The 16,947-nt window shown below is 60.8% G+C and carries 15 protein-coding genes and 1 pseudogene; 8 read left to right on the top strand and 8 right to left on the bottom strand.

The features are described from left to right. The first annotated feature begins 34 nt into the window (after positions 1-34). Both CFII64_RS05450 and CFII64_RS05445 read left to right on the top strand, forming a co-directional pair. Positions 35-1,156, top strand: coding sequence for an AbrB family transcriptional regulator (locus CFII64_RS05450; RefSeq protein WP_020289770.1), 1,122 nt, complete (start codon positions 35-37; stop codon positions 1,154-1,156). A gap of 72 nt (positions 1,157-1,228) precedes the next feature. Next, complete coding sequence (locus tag CFII64_RS05445) at positions 1,229-2,017, top strand: exodeoxyribonuclease III (protein ID WP_020289769.1); 789 nt, start codon at positions 1,229-1,231, stop codon at positions 2,015-2,017. 874 nt (positions 2,018-2,891) lie between these two features. Here the strand turns inward: CFII64_RS05445 and CFII64_RS05440 are convergent. The 3 genes and pseudogenes from CFII64_RS05440 to CFII64_RS30455 all read right to left on the bottom strand — a co-directional run. Further along, on the bottom strand, positions 2,892-4,136 hold the full coding sequence (locus CFII64_RS05440) for an AGE family epimerase/isomerase (protein WP_020289768.1): 1,245 nt from the start codon (positions 4,134-4,136) through the stop codon (positions 2,892-2,894). 137 nt (positions 4,137-4,273) lie between these two features. Next, positions 4,274-5,113, bottom strand: coding sequence for a methyl-accepting chemotaxis protein (locus CFII64_RS30460; RefSeq protein WP_371106422.1), 840 nt, complete (start codon positions 5,111-5,113; stop codon positions 4,274-4,276). Positions 5,114-5,131: 18 nt separating this feature from the next. Next, positions 5,132-5,899, bottom strand: a pseudogene (locus tag CFII64_RS30455) (MCP four helix bundle domain-containing protein); the annotation flags it as partial. A gap of 249 nt (positions 5,900-6,148) precedes the next feature. Here CFII64_RS30455 and CFII64_RS05430 point away from each other — a divergent pair. Continuing rightward, positions 6,149-6,631: a GFA family protein gene (locus CFII64_RS05430; RefSeq protein WP_020289766.1), complete on the top strand. Its 483-nt coding sequence runs from the start codon at positions 6,149-6,151 to the stop codon at positions 6,629-6,631. Positions 6,632-6,707: 76 nt separating this feature from the next. After that, a complete protein-coding gene (locus tag CFII64_RS05425) occupies positions 6,708-8,237 on the top strand; it encodes an FAD-dependent oxidoreductase (protein ID WP_020289765.1) in 1,530 nt (509 codons plus the stop codon). Between the two features lie 126 nt (positions 8,238-8,363). Here the strand turns inward: CFII64_RS05425 and CFII64_RS05420 are convergent, their stop codons facing one another. Together CFII64_RS05420 and CFII64_RS05415 are read right to left on the bottom strand one after the other, a co-directional pair. Further along, positions 8,364-8,741, bottom strand: coding sequence for a VOC family protein (locus CFII64_RS05420; protein WP_020289764.1), 378 nt, complete (start codon positions 8,739-8,741; stop codon positions 8,364-8,366). Positions 8,742-8,907: 166 nt separating this feature from the next. Continuing rightward, on the bottom strand, positions 8,908-9,783 hold the full coding sequence (locus tag CFII64_RS05415) for a LysR family transcriptional regulator (RefSeq protein ID WP_020289763.1): 876 nt from the start codon (positions 9,781-9,783) through the stop codon (positions 8,908-8,910). A 102-nt stretch (positions 9,784-9,885) separates the two neighbouring features. On the opposite strand from CFII64_RS05415, the gene CFII64_RS05410 reads away from it, so the two are divergent. The 3 genes from CFII64_RS05410 to CFII64_RS05400 all read left to right on the top strand — a co-directional run bounded on the left by CFII64_RS05410 (position 9,886) and on the right by CFII64_RS05400 (position 12,286). Then, positions 9,886-10,386: a heme-binding protein gene (locus tag CFII64_RS05410; RefSeq protein WP_044901180.1), complete on the top strand. Its 501-nt coding sequence runs from the start codon at positions 9,886-9,888 to the stop codon at positions 10,384-10,386. A gap of 19 nt (positions 10,387-10,405) precedes the next feature. After that, a complete protein-coding gene (locus CFII64_RS05405; RefSeq protein ID WP_084488242.1) occupies positions 10,406-11,935 on the top strand; it encodes an MFS transporter in 1,530 nt (509 codons plus the stop codon). A gap of 93 nt (positions 11,936-12,028) precedes the next feature. Next, positions 12,029-12,286 (top strand): DUF2790 domain-containing protein, encoded by a 258-nt coding sequence (locus CFII64_RS05400; protein WP_020289760.1) that lies wholly within the window; start codon positions 12,029-12,031, stop codon positions 12,284-12,286. A gap of 10 nt (positions 12,287-12,296) precedes the next feature. Here CFII64_RS05400 and CFII64_RS05395 read toward each other — a convergent pair whose 3' ends face one another. Both CFII64_RS05395 and CFII64_RS05390 read right to left on the bottom strand, forming a co-directional pair. Next, complete coding sequence (locus CFII64_RS05395) at positions 12,297-13,433, bottom strand: glycerate kinase (protein ID WP_020289759.1); 1,137 nt, start codon at positions 13,431-13,433, stop codon at positions 12,297-12,299. A gap of 87 nt (positions 13,434-13,520) precedes the next feature. After that, entirely contained in the window at positions 13,521-14,630 is a 1,110-nt protein-coding gene (locus tag CFII64_RS05390; protein WP_020289758.1) for a sugar diacid recognition domain-containing protein, read from the bottom strand. 256 nt (positions 14,631-14,886) lie between these two features. On the opposite strand from CFII64_RS05390, the gene CFII64_RS05385 reads away from it, so the two are divergent. Continuing rightward, positions 14,887-15,990: an alpha/beta fold hydrolase gene (locus CFII64_RS05385; RefSeq protein ID WP_020289757.1), complete on the top strand. Its 1,104-nt coding sequence runs from the start codon at positions 14,887-14,889 to the stop codon at positions 15,988-15,990. A 119-nt stretch (positions 15,991-16,109) separates the two neighbouring features. On the opposite strand, the gene CFII64_RS05380 is transcribed toward CFII64_RS05385, so the two are convergent. Further along, a complete protein-coding gene (locus CFII64_RS05380) occupies positions 16,110-16,823 on the bottom strand; it encodes a FadR/GntR family transcriptional regulator (protein ID WP_020289756.1) in 714 nt (237 codons plus the stop codon). Positions 16,824-16,947: the final 124 nt, after the last annotated feature.

Genomic DNA, 16,947 nt, shown 5'->3' with positions numbered 1-16,947 from the left:
GCAGTGTCGATACTTGTCGGCACTGGATGCCTCGATGAGCATCTACCGTTACGGGAGTTCTCCCTTGCTGCGCGCCCCACACTTTGCCCTTCACACCCTTCCTCCAACGCTGCAATGGTTCGGCTTGATCCTGATCGCCGGAGCGGTCGGGCAACTGTTGATGTACTGGCAAATCCCCGCTGCGCTGTTTCTCGGTCCGATGCTGGTCGCCATTGGTTTCGGCGTTTCCGGGGCCACCATTCGCATGCCCAAAATTGCCTTTCAGCTGGGTCAGGGCACGGTGGGTGCGTTGGTTGCGCACTCAATGAGCATGGCCGTATTGGTGACTGTCGTGCAGTCCTGGTACGTGATGCTATTCGCAACCGTGCTCGTCGTGCTGCTCAGCGCTGTGGTGGGTCTGGCGCTGGTTCGCTACGCGGGCATCGCCGGCAGCACCGCCGCCTGGGGCACTTCGCCGGGTGCGGCGTCGGCAATGGTCGCCATGTCCGAGGATTACGGCGCTGACTCGCGTGTGGTCGCGACCATGCAATATGTGCGTGTGGTCTGCGTGGTCACCATCGGCGCGCTGGTCAGCCGCCTGATTGGTGTAGAAGGCGGCGGTACTCAGGCCCATGCCAGAGATATCGCGGTGGAAGGCTTGAACCTGCTGAATTTCGCCCTGAGTCTGGGCGTGATCGTCTTCGGGATCTTTGTCGCCAAACGCATGCCGGCCGGGGCCTTGATGGGGCCGCTGTTGATCGGCGGTGCGCTGCAGTTGAGCGGGTTGCTGCAAATCACCCTGCCGTCGTGGATGCTCGCCCTGGCTTATGGCGCTATCGGCAGCTATGTCGGCTTGCGTTTCGACCGGCCAACGATCAGCTATGTCTGGCGCCGCCTGCCGGCAATGATCGCCGGCTCGCTGCTGCTGATCGTGCTGTGCGCCCTCTCCGCCTGGCTGATCGCAGCGCTGCTCGACAAGGACTTCCTCTCGGTCTATCTGGCCACCAGTCCCGGCGGGCTGGATGCCATGGCAATCATCGCCATCGATACCCATTCCGATGTGGGTTTCGTACTGGCCATGCAAACCCTGCGCTTGATCGGCGTGATCCTCACCGGCGCGTTCTTCGCTCGGCAGATCATTCGCCTGACCACGCCAAAAAGCGCGCAAGTCCATTGAAAACCCATTGAATCTCTTGTCCACGGGCCTCTCAAATAGCTATCGGCTGTTGCACATGAGAGGAACGCCCCCGTGGATCCGCTTAAAATCGCTACCTTCAACATCAACGGCATTCGCGCCCGTCTGCCGATCCTGCTGGAATGGCTGGACCGTGAAGCGCCCGATATCGTCTGCCTGCAGGAACTCAAGGCGACCGACCTGGCGTTCCCCATCGGCGATATTCGCGATGCCGGGTACGGCGCAATCTGGCACGGGCAAACCTCCTGGAACGGCGTAGCGATCCTCGCCAAGGGCATGGAACCCCTGGAAATTCGCCGTGGCCTGCCGGGCAATGAAAAAGACAGTCACAGCCGCTACCTGGAGGCAGCCGCCCACGGCGTAATCGTAGGGTGTCTATATCTGCCCAACGGTAACCCGCAACCGGGACCGAAGTTCGACTACAAGCTGGCCTGGTTCAAAAAGCTGATCGCCCATGCCGAGTCCTTGTACGCCAGTGGCCATCCGGTGGTGCTGGCCGGTGACTACAACGTGGTGCCGACCGATGAGGATATCTACAACACCCGCTCGTGGCTCAAGGACGCACTGCTGCAGCCGGAAAGCCGCGAGTGCTTTCAGCGCCTGCTCGACCAAGGCTGGACCGACGCCCTGCGCGTGCAGTTTCCCGAGGAGCGGATTTATACGTTCTGGGACTATTTTCGCAATCACTGGAAGACCAATTCGGGGCTGCGCATCGACCACCTGTTACTCAACGCCGAAACCAGTGCACGCCTGACCAATGCCGGCGTAGACCGCTGGCCCCGCGACCTGCCCCACGCCAGCGACCATGCGCCGACCTGGGTTGAGCTGGATATGGGAGATTGATCGAACACAATCCCCGGCAGCAGCACGCGGGCGGCGTTCGGAGTTGTTGGCGAATCAGACGCCTCGGTGATCCAGCACTACCGCGTCATCGCTCTTCGCGGGCAAGCCTCCAACGGGGCCGGGATTGGCTACTGGACGCGCTCCCACAGGTTAAAACCTGTTCTGGCTGTTGATCTGGCTTTGGCTTTGGTTTTTGATCTTGACCTGCCCCGTCGGAAGGCCGAGCGCAGGTTTTGCGCAGTGGGCAACCCGGCATGGATGCCGGGTTAGCCGCCCTTGGCCAGGGATGGCCGATGGCGGCGGGCCCACGGAGCAAGACCGGAGCGAGGGTATGGTGAGCCCAGGCGAACCACCGGACGTCAGGGGCGAGAGCGCTTGGTTACTTGGCGCTTATCCAAGTAACCCGCCGTCAGGGCGGAACCCTAAGCCGCCGTTACCGCAGCAATGGATATGTACGCATTCCCGTTGTGGGAGCGAGCTTGCTCGCGAAGGACGTCAACGATAACGCGTGCTGGCTGGATATACCCGGTGTCCATACATTTTTCGCGAGCAAGCTCGCTCCCACAGGTTCAAGCGGCTTTGGCTTTTGATCTTGCCCTGCCCCGTCGGAAGGCCGAGCGCAGGTTTTGCGCAGTGGGCAACCCGGCATGGATGCCGGGTTAGCCGCCCTTGGCCAGGGATGGCCGATGGCGGCGGGCCCACGGAGCAAGACCGGAGCGAGGGTATGGTGAGCCCAGGCGAACCACCGGACGTCAGGGGCGAAAGCGCTTGGTTACTTGGCGCTTATCCAAGTAACCCGCCGTCAGGGCGGAACCCTAAGCCGCCGTTACCGCAGCAACGGATATGTACTCGATCAACAACCCTGTTTGGCAAACTACCCCATCGCCGCCAACCCCGTCGTCAAACTCGGCGCCAACGGCAGCACCGGCAGGACCGTCGCCTGATAAGCGTGATACAGATCGGGTTTGCCAGCCCAGATCTCAGCGCTGGGCTGGTTTAGCGGGTTGAGTTCGTGGTGCCAGCTGCCCTGCTCGTAGTCAATGAACAGGGTTTCGTTGAACTCCCAGAACCGGCGATACCAGTCTTCATACTGCTTTTCGTCGGTGCGCTGTAATAAGGCTGCTGCAGCGGCGGCGGCCTCGCAATGTACCCAATGCAGACGATGGCGCACCACCGGGCGGTTCTGCCAGTCCAGGGTGTAGACGATCCCCGGCAAGCCATCGACCGCCCAGGCATTACGGCAGGCGCTGGCGAACAGCTGCTGCGCATCTTTCAGCAACCAGCCCGGCGTGGGCAGATGCGCCCGTTGCCGTGCCGCTTCCAGATGCAACACCAGGCGCGCCCATTCGAACGCATGGCCCGGCGTGGTGCCGAACGGGCGAAAGCCGTCGGCGGGATTGTCCTGGTTATAGTCGGGCAACGCCTCCCAGCGCTGGCTGAAGTGCTCGACCACTTGGAAGTCATTGGCGGCGGCGTGGCCGTGAATCACCCGTTCGACGATACGCAGCGCACGATCCAGCCACTGCGCGTCGCCGGTCACATCGGCCAGGGCCAGAAAGGCTTCGACGCTGTGCATATTGCTGTTGGCGCCGCGATAGTGCTCTTCGGCGCTCCAGTCCCGCGCGAAGGATTCGCGCATGGCACCTTCTTCTTCATTCCAGAACCGGCTCTGGATAATCTGGATCGCATCCGACAACAGTTCTTGCGCGCCTGCTCGCCCCGCCACCACAGCGGAGCTGGCCGCCAACGCCACAAAGGCGTGCAAGTAGGCCTGTTTGTCAGCCTTGAGACCGTCATCAAGCGGCCCGCTGAACCAGCCGCCATGTTCTGCATCGCGCAGCGGTCCCGCGAGCGCCGCAATGCCGTGATCCACCAATGCTGCGCAACCGGGTATGCCGCGCACGTGGGCCATGGCGAAACTGTGGGTCATGCGGGCGGTATTCATGGTTTCGGCACGGGCGTCAGCAGGCAGTACGCCGCGTGCGTCCAGATTGCCGAACCCTTGGGGCAGGCGCGAAGCCTTGGCGAAACTCAGCAGGCGATTGCCTTCGCGAGCCAGCCATTCATGGTGTGCCGGCGCGCGCAGCCAGCTGCTGAAGGTGTGATTTTTATTGTCCATGGAAGCTGTTTCGCCTCTGTCGATAGTTCGATGGCCGGGATGATCGGCCGTGGCGAATCATGCCCGGCCCTCATGCCCAGCGGCAAGCTGTCAGCACATGGACAGCCGCCGTTACACCTCGACAGGCGAATATCGCTTCAGACCTTGAAGCGCGCCACCACCGCGTTCAACTCTACGGCCAGACGCGACAGCTCGTGGCTCGACGCACTGATCTGATTGGCGCCGTTGGTAGATTGCATGGACAGATCACGGATATTTACGATATTGCGGTCAACTTCGCGCGCCACCTGCGCCTGCTCTTCGGCCGCGCTGGCGATGACCAGATTACGCTCGGAGATCTGATTGATCGACGCGGTGATATCGGTCAAGGATTCGCCCGCGCCTTGTGCCAGCGACAGGGTCTCGCCCGCCCGCTGACTGCTGGTCTGCATGGATTCGAGGGCCTGGGCGGAACCACTGCGCATTGCCGTGACCATCTTGTCGATTTCCAGCGTCGACTGCTGAGTGCGGTGCGCCAGGGCCCGGACTTCATCGGCGACCACTGCGAAACCGCGTCCCGATTCCCCTGCCCGCGCCGCTTCGATGGCGGCATTGAGCGCCAGCAGGTTGGTCTGCTCGGCAATCGAGCGAATCACGTCCAGTACCTTGCCAATATCCTGGGACTGATCGGCGAGGTTCTGCACCAGTTTCGAGGTTGCCTGAACGTTGTCGGTGAGGGTCTGGATCGACTGCACGGTGTCTACCACCCGAGCCTGCCCGGCCTGGGCCGAAACGTTGGACTGGTTGGAAGCATCGGAGGTCGACACAGCGTTGCGCGCCACTTCCTCCACCGCCGAGGTCATCTCATTGATGGCGGTGGCCGCCTGATCGATTTCGGCATTTTGCTGATGCAAGCCTCGGTAGCTGTCTTCGGTCACCGAGTTGAGCTCAGTCGCCGCCGACGCCAGCTGGGTCGCCGAGCTGCCGATATGCCGCATGGCCGAACGCAGGTTGCCCTGCATTTTTTCCAGGGCGGCCAACAGACGCGTGACCTCGTCGTTGCCATCCACATGAATGGTTTGCGTAAGGTCACCGGCGGCGACACTTTCAGCGGCGATCACGGCGGTTTGCAGCGGGCGCACGATGCTGCGCGTCAGCCACAAGGCCAGACCGATAGTACCCAGACCGGCAATGATCACGAAGATCAGGACGATGGTCTTCGATTTGCCGTATTGCGCCTCGGCCGCCTGGCCTTCAGCATCGACCTGTTTGGCATAGAACTCGCCAAAATCACTGAGTTGTTTGCCGGAGCCGTCGACGATCGGCTTCATGTCCACCAGCAGCAGCTTGTTCAGCGCCTCGCGGTCGTTCTGCGCAGCGAGGACGAATGAGCGCTCAAGCCCTTTCTGATAGTCACCCAGCGTGACACGGAACTGATCGTTGAGAACCTTCTCTTCCGGGGTATCGACAAAGGCGTTCAACGTATCCAGTTTTTTATTCAGGTCCTGATTGCGTACATCCAACTGACCGCGATAGGTCGCAATGTTCTTTGGATCAGGGTCCAGCGCCATGCGCAGCGAGATCGTGCGGATACGCAGCATATTCTCGCGAATGTCGTTGACCACCCGCATGCTCGGCATCCAGTTGCTTTCAACCGCCAATTCGCTCTGGCGAATGGCCGACATCTGCACCAACGCGAACCAACCCAGCAATGCAACCAACAGGGAAATCAGGGTAAAGCCAAGGCCAGCGCGACGGGCGATGGTCAAATTGCGTAGGTTCATGGCCGTGAGCTCTTGTTATTAAACAGAAGGGTTATCAGGAAACAGGACTTGGCAGGCTTGAATTGTCCGACAACTTCAGACGCTATCGACTTGGCGACGCGCATCTTGAGCGTTCCTCAGTGACAATTCTTTCATGTTGGTAAGAATTGTCCGACGAACGCAGACACCCAATCTGATATCCGCTTGTCTAGAACCTAACTGCCTGGAGTTTTTTGTCAGCGCTCAGGCATGTCTTGAGGAGATTTCGTCATGCATCTTGAAGGTTCCTGCCATTGCGGTGAGGTCGAGTTCAGCCTGAACAGCGCCCATCCGTATCCTTATCAACGCTGCTACTGCTCGATTTGTCGCAAGACACAGGGCGGTGGCGGTTATTCGATCAACCTCAGCGGCGACGCCAAAAGCCTGAAAGTCAAAGGCCGCGAACACATCGCGATTTATCACGCCAAAATGCGTGAGGATCATCATGTGCACACCAGCAGTGCCGAACGGCATTTCTGCAAACTGTGCGGCAGCGGCTTATGGCTGTTCAGTCCGGAATGGCCCGAGCTGATCCATCCATTTGCGTCAGCTATCGATACACCGCTGCCGACGCCACCGGAACACACGCATCTATTGATTGATTCCAAGGCCTCCTGGGTCGAGGTGCAAGCCCACGAGGGCGACAAACTGTTCGACGGCTTTCCCGAGGAATCCATTGCCGACTGGCACGAACGCCTGGGTCTGGTCCGCTGAGGAGGGTGGATTTTAGTTGCAGTGAACCTTGCACCCGGCGCCTGACTCCCAACCAAAAGCCTGTCAGGAGAACGCCATGGCCCTGCATACCGTCGCCCGCTTTGCTGATCTTGCCGAAGATCGCGGCAGCGAAATCAAGATCGGCGAACAGACCATCGTCCTGGTGCGCATGGGTGATCAAGTGCGCGCCTATCAAGGCAAATGCCCGCACGCAGGCGCACCATTGGCCAAAGGCGCGATCTGTAACGGCAGGCTGATTTGCCCGTGGCACAAGGCGATGTTCGAGCTTGAGGACGACAGCCTGAGTGAACCTCCCGCACTGGATGGCTTACGGCGTTATCCGGCGCAAATTCTGGATGGCATGATCCTCGTCGATGATCAGCCGATGCCGGCACCGGCTCGCGACGGCTGCGCCGATCCGCGCAGTTTTGTGATCATCGGCGCAGGCGCTGCGGGCATTGCCGCCGCCAGTGCCCTGCGGGAAAAGGGTTTTCGTGGGGCGTTGCTCCTGATCGATGCAGAAGCGCAGCCCGGCTACGACCGCACCGCCCTGAGCAAATTCGTGATATCCGGGGATATGCCTCCCGATGAAGTGCCACCGCTGCGTGACGAAAGCTTCTATCGCGAGCAGCACATACAACGCATCCATGCCCGGGTCGTAGGCCTCGACAGCGACATCAGGGAGGTGATTCTGGACGACGGGCAAACGCTGAGCTACGACGCTGCCCTGATCGCGACCGGCGGCAAGCCCAAACCCGTTGATTTACCCGGCTCGGATTTGCCTCAAGTGCTGCTGCTCCGCTCCCGCGACGATGCGCGTACCTTGCTGTATGCAGCGCAACCCGGTGCGAAGGTGGTGATCATCGGTGACAGTTTTATCGGGCTTGAGGCGGCCTCGGCACTGCGCAAGCGCGGTCTGGAAGTCACGGTGTTGGCGCGCCATGAAATACCGTTCCAGAAACAGTTCGGCGACCGTATCGGTAAAGCGTTACGCGGTTTACATGAGCAGCATGGCGTGCTGTTTCGCACTCACGTCGAGGCCACTCATTTCGAGGGTGAGCAAAGCCTGGAAAGCGTGCGGCTCAACAGTAGTGAGCAACTGGCTGCAGACTTGGTACTGGTCGGAATCGGCGTCAGCCCGGTGACCGATTTTGTCGAAGATATCGAACGCGAAGAGGACGGCTCGCTTCGCGTCGATGGCGGCATGCAACTCAGGGAAGGTCTGTGGGCCGTCGGCGACATCGCCACCTTCCCGCTGGCCGACCAACTGCTGCGTATCGAGCACTGGCGTCTGGCACAACAACAAGGCCGCATAGCCGCGCTCAACATGCTGGGCGGCGCTGAACGCTATGTCGACGTGCCGTTCTTCTGGACATATCACTTCGGCAAACGCATCGACTACCTGGGTCACGCCGAGCAATGGGATGACGTTGTCTATATCGGCGAACCGGAAAAGTTCGAGTTCGTCGCCCTGCTCTGCCGGAGCGGAATTGTTGCGGCAATTGTGGCCTGCAAATACGAACGAGCCGTCGCGTTGCTGGCCGAGCGTATGAAACAGCCATTGCCTGTGCAGGAAGCATTGCAGTTGATTGAAGCGTGCCGGTGATGACCCAAATGGATCCGTGGCTTGCCCGCGAATCAGGCGCCTCGGTGAGTCAGAGCCACCGCGTTATCGTTCTTCGCGGGCAAGCCTCGCTCCTACGGGGTTTCCGGGCGCGCTGTTCTGGCCAATTCAAACCAACTCTGAAATCTCGATCAGGTTCAAATCCGGATCACGCACATACACCGAACGTATCGGCCCCGTCGCGCCGGTGCGCAGGATCGGGCCTTCGATAATCGGCCACTGCGCCGCGTTCAAACGCCCGATGACCTGCTCCAGCGGGATCGACGCGATGAAGCACAGGTCCAGCGCACCCGGCACGGGCACATGCGCCTTGGGCTCAAACTCATGCCCGCGAATGTGCAGATTTATTTTCTGATTGCCAAACCGAAACGCCATACGCCCGGCGCCGAAGGTTTCCAGCTGCATGCCCAGCACGCGGGTGTAGAAATCCTTGGTAGCTTCGCCATCGACGGCGGTGAGTACCAGGTGGTCCAGATGATCGATCATCGATTGGCTCCGTTGTTTAGCAGGCTCAGCGTGGGCGTGGGGTTTCAGCCGGTGACGCACCCATGCAGCCTCAAATTACCCCACTTGTGCGGTCACTTGTGCTGTTAATTGTGCTGTTAATTGTGCGGTCACCACGCACGTCCACTTCAAAATTCAACGTGATCATTCAAACCCTCGCACCCCGCTTCACATGCTCAATAAACCGCGCCACGGCCGCAGCCTTTTCGTGGCGTCGGTAGATCAGCGACAGGCATGAGCGCGGCTGGCAATCGTGGATTGGGCGGTACAGCACATTGGGCAACTGGATGCGCTCGACCATCGATTGCGGCACCACGGCGACGCCCTGCCCCAGGGAAACCAGAGCCACCACTGACACCAGTCCGCCGGGTTGCGGGCCCAGTTTCGGGGCGAACCCGCCTTGGGCGGCAACGTCGAAAGTGCCTGATATCTGCTCGGGCAGAATAAAGGTTTCATTCTGCAGGTGCGATGCTTCGATCTGTTTCAGGTTGCAGAGCCAGGAACCGGCCGGCAGCGCCAGAACAAATGCTTCTTCAAACAAATCCAGGCGGCTCACCGACTCCCCCAAAGGCATCGGCGAGCGCACGTAGCCGATATCCAGCCGCCCTTCCTCAATCAAACGCGGCAAGATCGGCATCAGCTGTTCGGTAATGGTAAAGCCCACATCCGCATAGCGATGTCGAAACTCGCTGACCTGATTTTGCAGAACACCGGAGAACACCGCCGACGCAACGTAGCCCAGCTGGATATGGCCGGTTTCGCCGCGCCCGGCCCGCTGCGCGCTGAGTTGCGCGGATTCGAACTGGCGCAGCGTCGCCTCGGCCTCGATCTGCAAGGCACGCCCGGCTTCGGTCAGGCTCACGTCCCGTTGCGAGCGTTGCAACAAGCGCGTGCCGAGTTCGCTTTCCAGGTCTTGAATCTGCCGGGTCAAGGTCGGCGGCGCGATACCCAGCTGTTCAGCAGCGCGCACAAAACTCTTGTGTCGGGCGACTGCCAGGAAATAGCGAAAATGACGGATTTCCATATTTTAATTAGCTCACAGGTAATCATGTGACGGGCCGCAGGTAATAACGCCAGGGTAATGCCGGGCTAAGCTGGCTGCTCATGTACTTTAGGAAGATCAACAATGCGCGTCAAATCAGTTCTAGTCATGCTTTGCAGTGCTCTAATCCTGCAAATAGCCAATGCAGCCGAGCCCCGCCCCAGCATTACTCACAAAGCAATATTGGACCTAAGGGGCGCCAGTCAATTGGTGCAAGCGGCGCAAGCCTACGCCAGTCAGCACGGATGGCCTTGTGCAGTCGCGGTCGTTGACGATGGCGGATGGCCAATTCTGACGGCTCGCATGGACAGCGCCCCGGTCGTGGCAGGCATCGACTTGGCTCAGGGCAAGGCGCGGACATCGGCCCTGTTCAAACGCCCATCGGATGATCTGGAGAAAGGCATCAATGGCGGGCGCACAGCGATGATCACTGCCGGACTGCTGATGATGAAGGGCGGCCAGCCGATTCGCGTCGAAGGCCAGGTTGTGGGTGCCATCGGCGTCAGTGCCGATACGCCAGCCCACGATGATGAAATCGCCCTCGCCGCGCTGCAGTCATTGCAAGCGCCTCAATCACAACAGTAGTCGCAGGCCCGCCATGAAAATCACCACACCCAGCCCACGCATGACCCTTCTGACCGCTTCCGGCGTTTGCTCGCTGATCGTACTCGACACCAATATTGTTGCGGTGACGCTGCCCAGCATCGCTCGGGATCTGGGCGCCAACTTTGCCGACATCGAATGGGTGGTCAGTGCTTACATGTTGGCGTTCGCTGCGCTGTTGCTGCCGTCCGGCAGTGTCGCCGACCGCTTCGGACGCAAGAAAATGCTGCTCTGCGGGCTGGTGCTGTTCATCGCGGCTTCGCTGGGCTGTGGCGCCGCGCCCAATATCCTGTTCCTCGACATCGCCCGTGCGCTCAAAGGCGTCGGCGCAGCGCTGCTGCTGACGTCGGCCCTGGCCACCATTGGCCATGCCTTTCATGACGAAACCGAACGCGCCAAAGCCTGGGCGTTCTGGGGCGCGTGCATGGGCGTGGCGATGACGGCCGCGCCCACTGTGGGCGGACTGATCGCCGAACTGCTGGGCTGGCGCTGGATTTTCTATCTGAATCTGCCCGTTGGCCTGCTGCTGATTGCGATGGTTCGGCGCAACATCGAAGAATCGCGCAACGAACAGTCCGCGCGTCTTGATCCCTGGGGCAGCCTGACGTTCAGCGCGGCCTTGTTGTGCCTGATCTGGGGCTTGATCGAAGCCAATCGCGTCGGCTGGGACAGCTCGATCACGTTCTTGCGCATATTCGGTGGCGTGGCACTGCTGGCGATGTTCGTGCTGGTCGAACGTATGCAAAGCAAGCCCATGGTGGATTTGCAGCTGTTCAAATCCCCGCGCTTCATCGGCGCATTGCTGGGCATGTTCGCCTACGCCGGATGCGCTCAGGTGATGATGACGCTGCTGCCGTTCTATCTGCAAAACGGACTGGGCTTCAGCGCCATCGCGTCAGGTCTGGGCATGCTGCCCTTTGCCCTGACGATGTTGGTCTGCCCGAAGATCGGTGCCAGGCTGGCGCGGCACTGGTCACCGGCAACCTTGATGGCGTTGGGTTTGACGCTGGTAGGTTGCGGCAATTTGCTCAGCGCCTGGGCGGTGTCCGGCGGCGGCTATCTCGGGTTTGCCTGCGCCATGGCGGTGACGGGTGCCGGAGCCGGGCTGCTCAACGGCGACACGCAAAAGAACATCATGGCCTGCGTGCCTCGTGACCGCGCAGGCATGGCCTCGGGCTTGAGCACCACCATGCGTTTCAGCGCAATCATGTTGGCGATCGGCGTTTACGGCGCGTTATTGGCGAGCCACACCGAGCAAAGCCTGAAGGCCGCGATGCAGGCGCAGGCGGCTGACTGGCTGAATCAGGCCGACGGCATCGCCTCGCGGGTGGTTGCCGGTGACATGGTCGCGGCCATGGCGCCATTGACCGAAAGCGCCCGACTGATCGTTCAACCCTTGGCGCACCTGGCCTTCGTGCAAGGCTTCGCGACATTGCTCTGGGTTGCCGGGCTCCTGGCCTTGCTTGGCGCTGCGGTGGTGGGCGCATTGATGCGCAAGCCGATCCCGCAAATGCACCTGCAATCGGCGTGAACAACCATTTTTTCTTCAGGCGCGGGAATAAAGCTCGATGAGCTTCGTCGTACAGGCTCAAGAAGTTGAACTCACCTGAACGAGACACTCATCATGAAAACCGCACTGATTGCCTTCACTTTGCTCGCCCTGGGCAGCGTTGCTTCTGTCGCCAACGCCGGCCTCAAGCCGCAGGCCAATGTCCAGGATTACACCTACGGCACAAAACTGGACATCGCCAAAGTCGTCAGTACCCCGCAGCTGAATTTCTGTGGGGTACGGCCAGTGGAAATGACCTATGTCGACCACATGGGCAAAACCCAGACCCTGCGTTACGAGGTCAATGGCACCGGTTGCCTGGGTGACAATTGATCGGCACTGATCAGCGCGCCGCCAGTTGCCAGAGGCGCGCCAGATCCCGTGCCCGGTCGTGCAACAGCGTCGGGGCGTCGCGGCAGGCCTGCTCCAGGGTCATCGGTCCGCTGGCCAGGGCAAATGCCGCGCTGATGCCGTGCTCGTACAAATTGGCGTAACCCTCGCCGAGGGTGCCGGCCAGCACAATGACCGGCACGCCAGCACGCCTGGCGACGCGCGCCACGCCGAACGGCGTCTTGCCGCGCAAGGTCTGGGCATCGAAGCGACCTTCACCGGTAATCACCAGATCCGCACCTTGCAGCGCCTGCTCCAGACCGGTGAGATCAGCCACCACCTCGACACCCGGACGGAACGACGCATTCAAGTAGGCCTTGGCCGCAAAGCCCATGCCGCCCGCCGCGCCGCAACCGGGTTCGTCACGCAGATCGTGGCCAAGAACCCCGGCCGACAGATCGGCGAAGTGCCCAAGGGCGTCATCCAGTTGCAGAACCTGCTCGGGCGAAGCGCCTTTCTGCGGACCGAAAATGTGCGAGGCGCCGTTAAGCCCGCACAGTGGATTGTCGACATCGGCCGCGACTTCAAACTGTACGTCGCGCAAACGCGCATCCAGCTGTTGCACATCAATCCGCGCGACCTGCGCCAATGCCAGCCCACCCGGCGCAACCGGTTTGCCGTCGACATCGAGAAACCGTGCGCCGAGTGCGGCCAGCATGCCGCTGCCCGCGTCATTAGTCGCGCTGCCGCCAATCGCCAGGATCACCCGCACCGCTCCGGCCTCCAAAGCAGCCAGGATCAACTCGCCGGTGCCATGGGTGCTGGTGATGCGCGCGTCGCGCTGGTCGAGGGTCAACAATTGCAGGCCGCTGGCCATGGCCATTTCGATGATTGCGGTGCGGCTCGCAGCCAGCCAGCCCCAATGGGCGGCAACCGGCTGCCCCAGCGGCCCGCTGACTTCAGCGCTCATCAGCTCGCCGTCACACGCAGCGAGGAGCGCTTCGATGGTGCCCTCGCCGCCATCGGCCATCGGGCACTTGATCAGTTCGGCGTCAGGCCACACTTCGGCCAGTCCTGTGGCAATGGCATCGGCGACACCCTGGGCACTGAGGCTGTCCTTGAAGGAATCGGGGGCGATGACGATTTTCATGTTGTTGTTCTCCGTAAACCCAATGTCGCGATGTTCTCAGCTTTGAGCGGATATGCCCCGCGCCCTGCGCACGACGCAAACGCCAGCCTATTGGTCATTTGAACAAAGCGCAGCGCGCGGCGTCATGTGCAGGCCCAGGTACAGGCGCAACAGATCATCGGTGCGATAAGGATCGCAGCCACTCAACTCGGCGATTTTTTCCAGGCGGTAGCGCAGGCTGTTGCGGTGGATGCCGAGCACATCGGCGCAGGCCTGACTTTCGCCGCTGTAGTCGAACCAGCTGCGCAGGGTTTCGAGCAATTGGGCGTGGTTGTGCAAACGCGCAATCGGCTCGGCGACCTGCGCCGCCAGCCAGTCATGCCGATAACGCCAGAACAACACCGGCAGGCGATACGCTGCCAGGCGCAACAAACGTTGCCGGGGCTGAAGCTCACGGGCGTAATCCAGCAAATCCCGGGCTGCGGCGACCGCATGCCGCAAACTCGGCAGGTCGGGCGATTGCTCAACCGTCGCCATGCGCAACACCTGCCAGCCCTGCTCATCGAATTGCTCCAGCAGCAGCGCGTCATCGCGGTCCTTGCCCATGGCCCGACACCAATGGACCAGCATCGGCTCGCGGGCCAGGCACCAGCTGTTGGCGTAACGGCCATTGAGCCAGGCCACGACTTTGGCGGCATCGGTGGCGGGCCCGGCCAGTTCGAGCAACACCGCCTGACGCGGCAGAGCGGGTTGCAGGCCCAATTGCTGCGCCTCGTCCACCAGATAGTCCGGACACTCGGCCAGCAGCAAACGTGAAAGCAAATCCTCGCTGCGCTGCTGCCGCCACTGCTGATCGGCCTGCTGGCGGCGATGCTCCATGAGCATCTCGGCGGTCATTTTCACCAATTCGGCGTAGACCCTGACCTGCTCCGGCTCGCCGGTGATACCCAGCACGCCCACCAGTTTCTGATCCAGCATCAATGGCAGGTTCACGCCCGGCTTCACGCCATCCAGTTGCTGCGCCGTGCTGGCGTCGATTTCCACGACGCGATGGTTGGCCAGCACCAGTTGCGCACCTTCATGCCGGGTATACAAACGCTCGGCGTCACCGCTGCCGATGATGATGCCCAGATAATCCATGACGTTGACGTTGCACGGCAGGATGGCCATGGCCCGGTCGACGATGTCCTGCGCCAGCGAATGATCAAGGGCGAACATGGCGGGCTCCAGACGAAGAATCAAAGATGATGTGCATACGGCTGCCGCTGGTTTTTATTTGAGGCTTGAGTCTGCCTGATTCTGGATACGAGTGCGATTGACGTGGCAAAGTGCTGGCACCCTATGCATTTCATTGAACCAGTCACGGCTAGCGCGGCTCTATCGATGCACCTTCTTCAGCGGAGAATCCCTTATCTTGCCCAGGCATCGACTTACCCTGTTGCTTTCGGCCCTGACCCTTCAGGCCTGCGGCTCGATGGCCAGCGATGATGAAGCGTCGGCCAGCTTCGCCGCTTATCGCCAGCAAACCCTGGAATGGATGCAGCAGCAGCGCAGTTTTCAGACCACTGATCACCCAGCGGAACTGCAATGGAACGCGCCCCAGGAATGGCGGCCGCAAGGTCCGCTCAAAGGTGGCATTTTGCTGGTGCATGGCCTGGGGGATTCGCCTTGGTCGTTCCATGACATCGGGGAAAAACTGGCGGCTCAAGGGTTTCTGGTGCGTACCGTGCTGCTGCCCGGCCATGGCACCAAGCCTTCGGACATGCTCGACGTAACCCTTGGTCAATGGCAGGACGTGGTTCGCCAACAGGCGAACATCCTCAGTCGCGATGTGCCGAAAGTGTATCTGGGCGGGTTTTCCACGGGCGCCAATCTGGTCCTTGATTACGCCTACGATCACGATGAAATTGCTGGACTGGTGCTGTTCTCTCCGGCGTTTCGCTCCGACAGCAAGTATGCATGGATGACGCAATGGATCGGCTGGGCGCGCCCGTGGCTGGCCAATCCCAACGATGGCGGGCGGCCGCTGCAAACGCCGGTGCGTTACCTGAACGTGCCGACCAATGGCTTCGCCCAGTTTTATCGCAGCAGTGTCCTGGCGCAAAAACGCCTGGGCCAGCGCAGCTATGACAAGCCGGTATTTATCGCCATCACCCAGCACGACTCGGTGCTGGACACCGGTTATGTGCTGGACAACTTCAACCAGCGTTTCAGCAACCCGGCCAGCCGCCTCATCTGGTACGGCGACGACCCGGCCGTGTCGGCAAAAACCCCGCGCGTGCTGGTCCGTACCGATTACCTGCCCGACTATCGGATCAGCCGTTTCTCGCACATGGGTTTGATGTTCTCCCCCGCCAACCCGTTGTACGGGGAAAACGGCCAACAGCGTATCTGCTGGAACGGCCAGAGCACGGCTGACATGCAGTTGTGCCTGAACGGCGACCAGGTCTGGTATTCCGATTGGGGTTATCGTGAAGTTGGCAAGGTGCATGCGCGACTGACGTTCAACCCGTATTTCGAGTGGCAATCGGGGGTGATGCTGCAGGTGTTGGAGGCGGCCGGGACTTTGGCAAAATAATGCGCCTGCTGCAGAGACCTGTAGGACGGAATTCATTCCCGATGAGGCCGGTTGTAGCGCTGAGTAATCGGCTTGGGCGAGTCCATCCCATTACGCAGCGCACATTCCAGCGTCCACTCTCACTCCAGCGGCGCGAGCCTTTCGCGGCTGTTGCTCAGGTGGGTCCACATGGCGGCGCGGGCGGCGTCCGGATCCTGGCGGCGAATGGCGCTCAGCAGCGCTTCATGTTCCAGATTGGCCAGATAACCGTGGCGCGCCAGATTGGCGCCAGCACGTTCACTTGAGGCGATGCGGCTGCGGGGAATGATCGCGCTGCCCAGGTGCTGCATGATCTCGGCGAAATAAGGATTGCCGGTCGCTTCGGCGATCAGCATATGAAAGCGTTTGTCTGCCTCGACACAGCTGTCTTCCTTGGCCAGCAGATCCTGATAATCATCCAGCGCCTGACGCATGGCGGCCAGTTGCTCGTCCGTGCGGCGCAACGCTGCCAGGGCGACCGCCTGGGTTTCCAGGCCGATCCGCAGTTCGATGATGTCGCGCACGCTCGCGGCGGTTTCAACCTTCAGGCGCAGCCCGGTGTGATCGCTGCGCTCCAGAACGAACGTACCGACCCCGTGATGAGTTTCCACCAGGCCGGACGCCTGCAATTTTGAAATCGCTTCGCGCACCACGGTGCGGCTGACCCCATGCTCGCGGACGATTTCGCTTTCCGAGGGCAGCTTGTGGCCGGGCGCAATCTTGCCAAGCAGAATGCGCTGGCTCAGATCGGTGACCAGATCGGTGGCCAGATTATGTTGCCGACGCTTGGGAATCGGCCGAATGGGCGCTTGCATGGAAAGAGGTGTCCTGAACATGGAAATCGCGGAATGGGCTTGGAAGACATAGTACTGCGCACTTGTCTGACGAGCTAGCAGAGCAGGCTGAGTTGTCTAGCTTGTATGACAAGTAAAAAACACC

It is taken from the genome of Pseudomonas sp. CFII64 (assembly GCF_000416235.1).
GTDB lineage: Bacteria > Pseudomonadota > Gammaproteobacteria > Pseudomonadales > Pseudomonadaceae > Aquipseudomonas.
The sequence above is the reverse complement of the archived record's forward strand: the minus strand, read 5'-3'. Positions and strand labels throughout refer to the sequence as shown.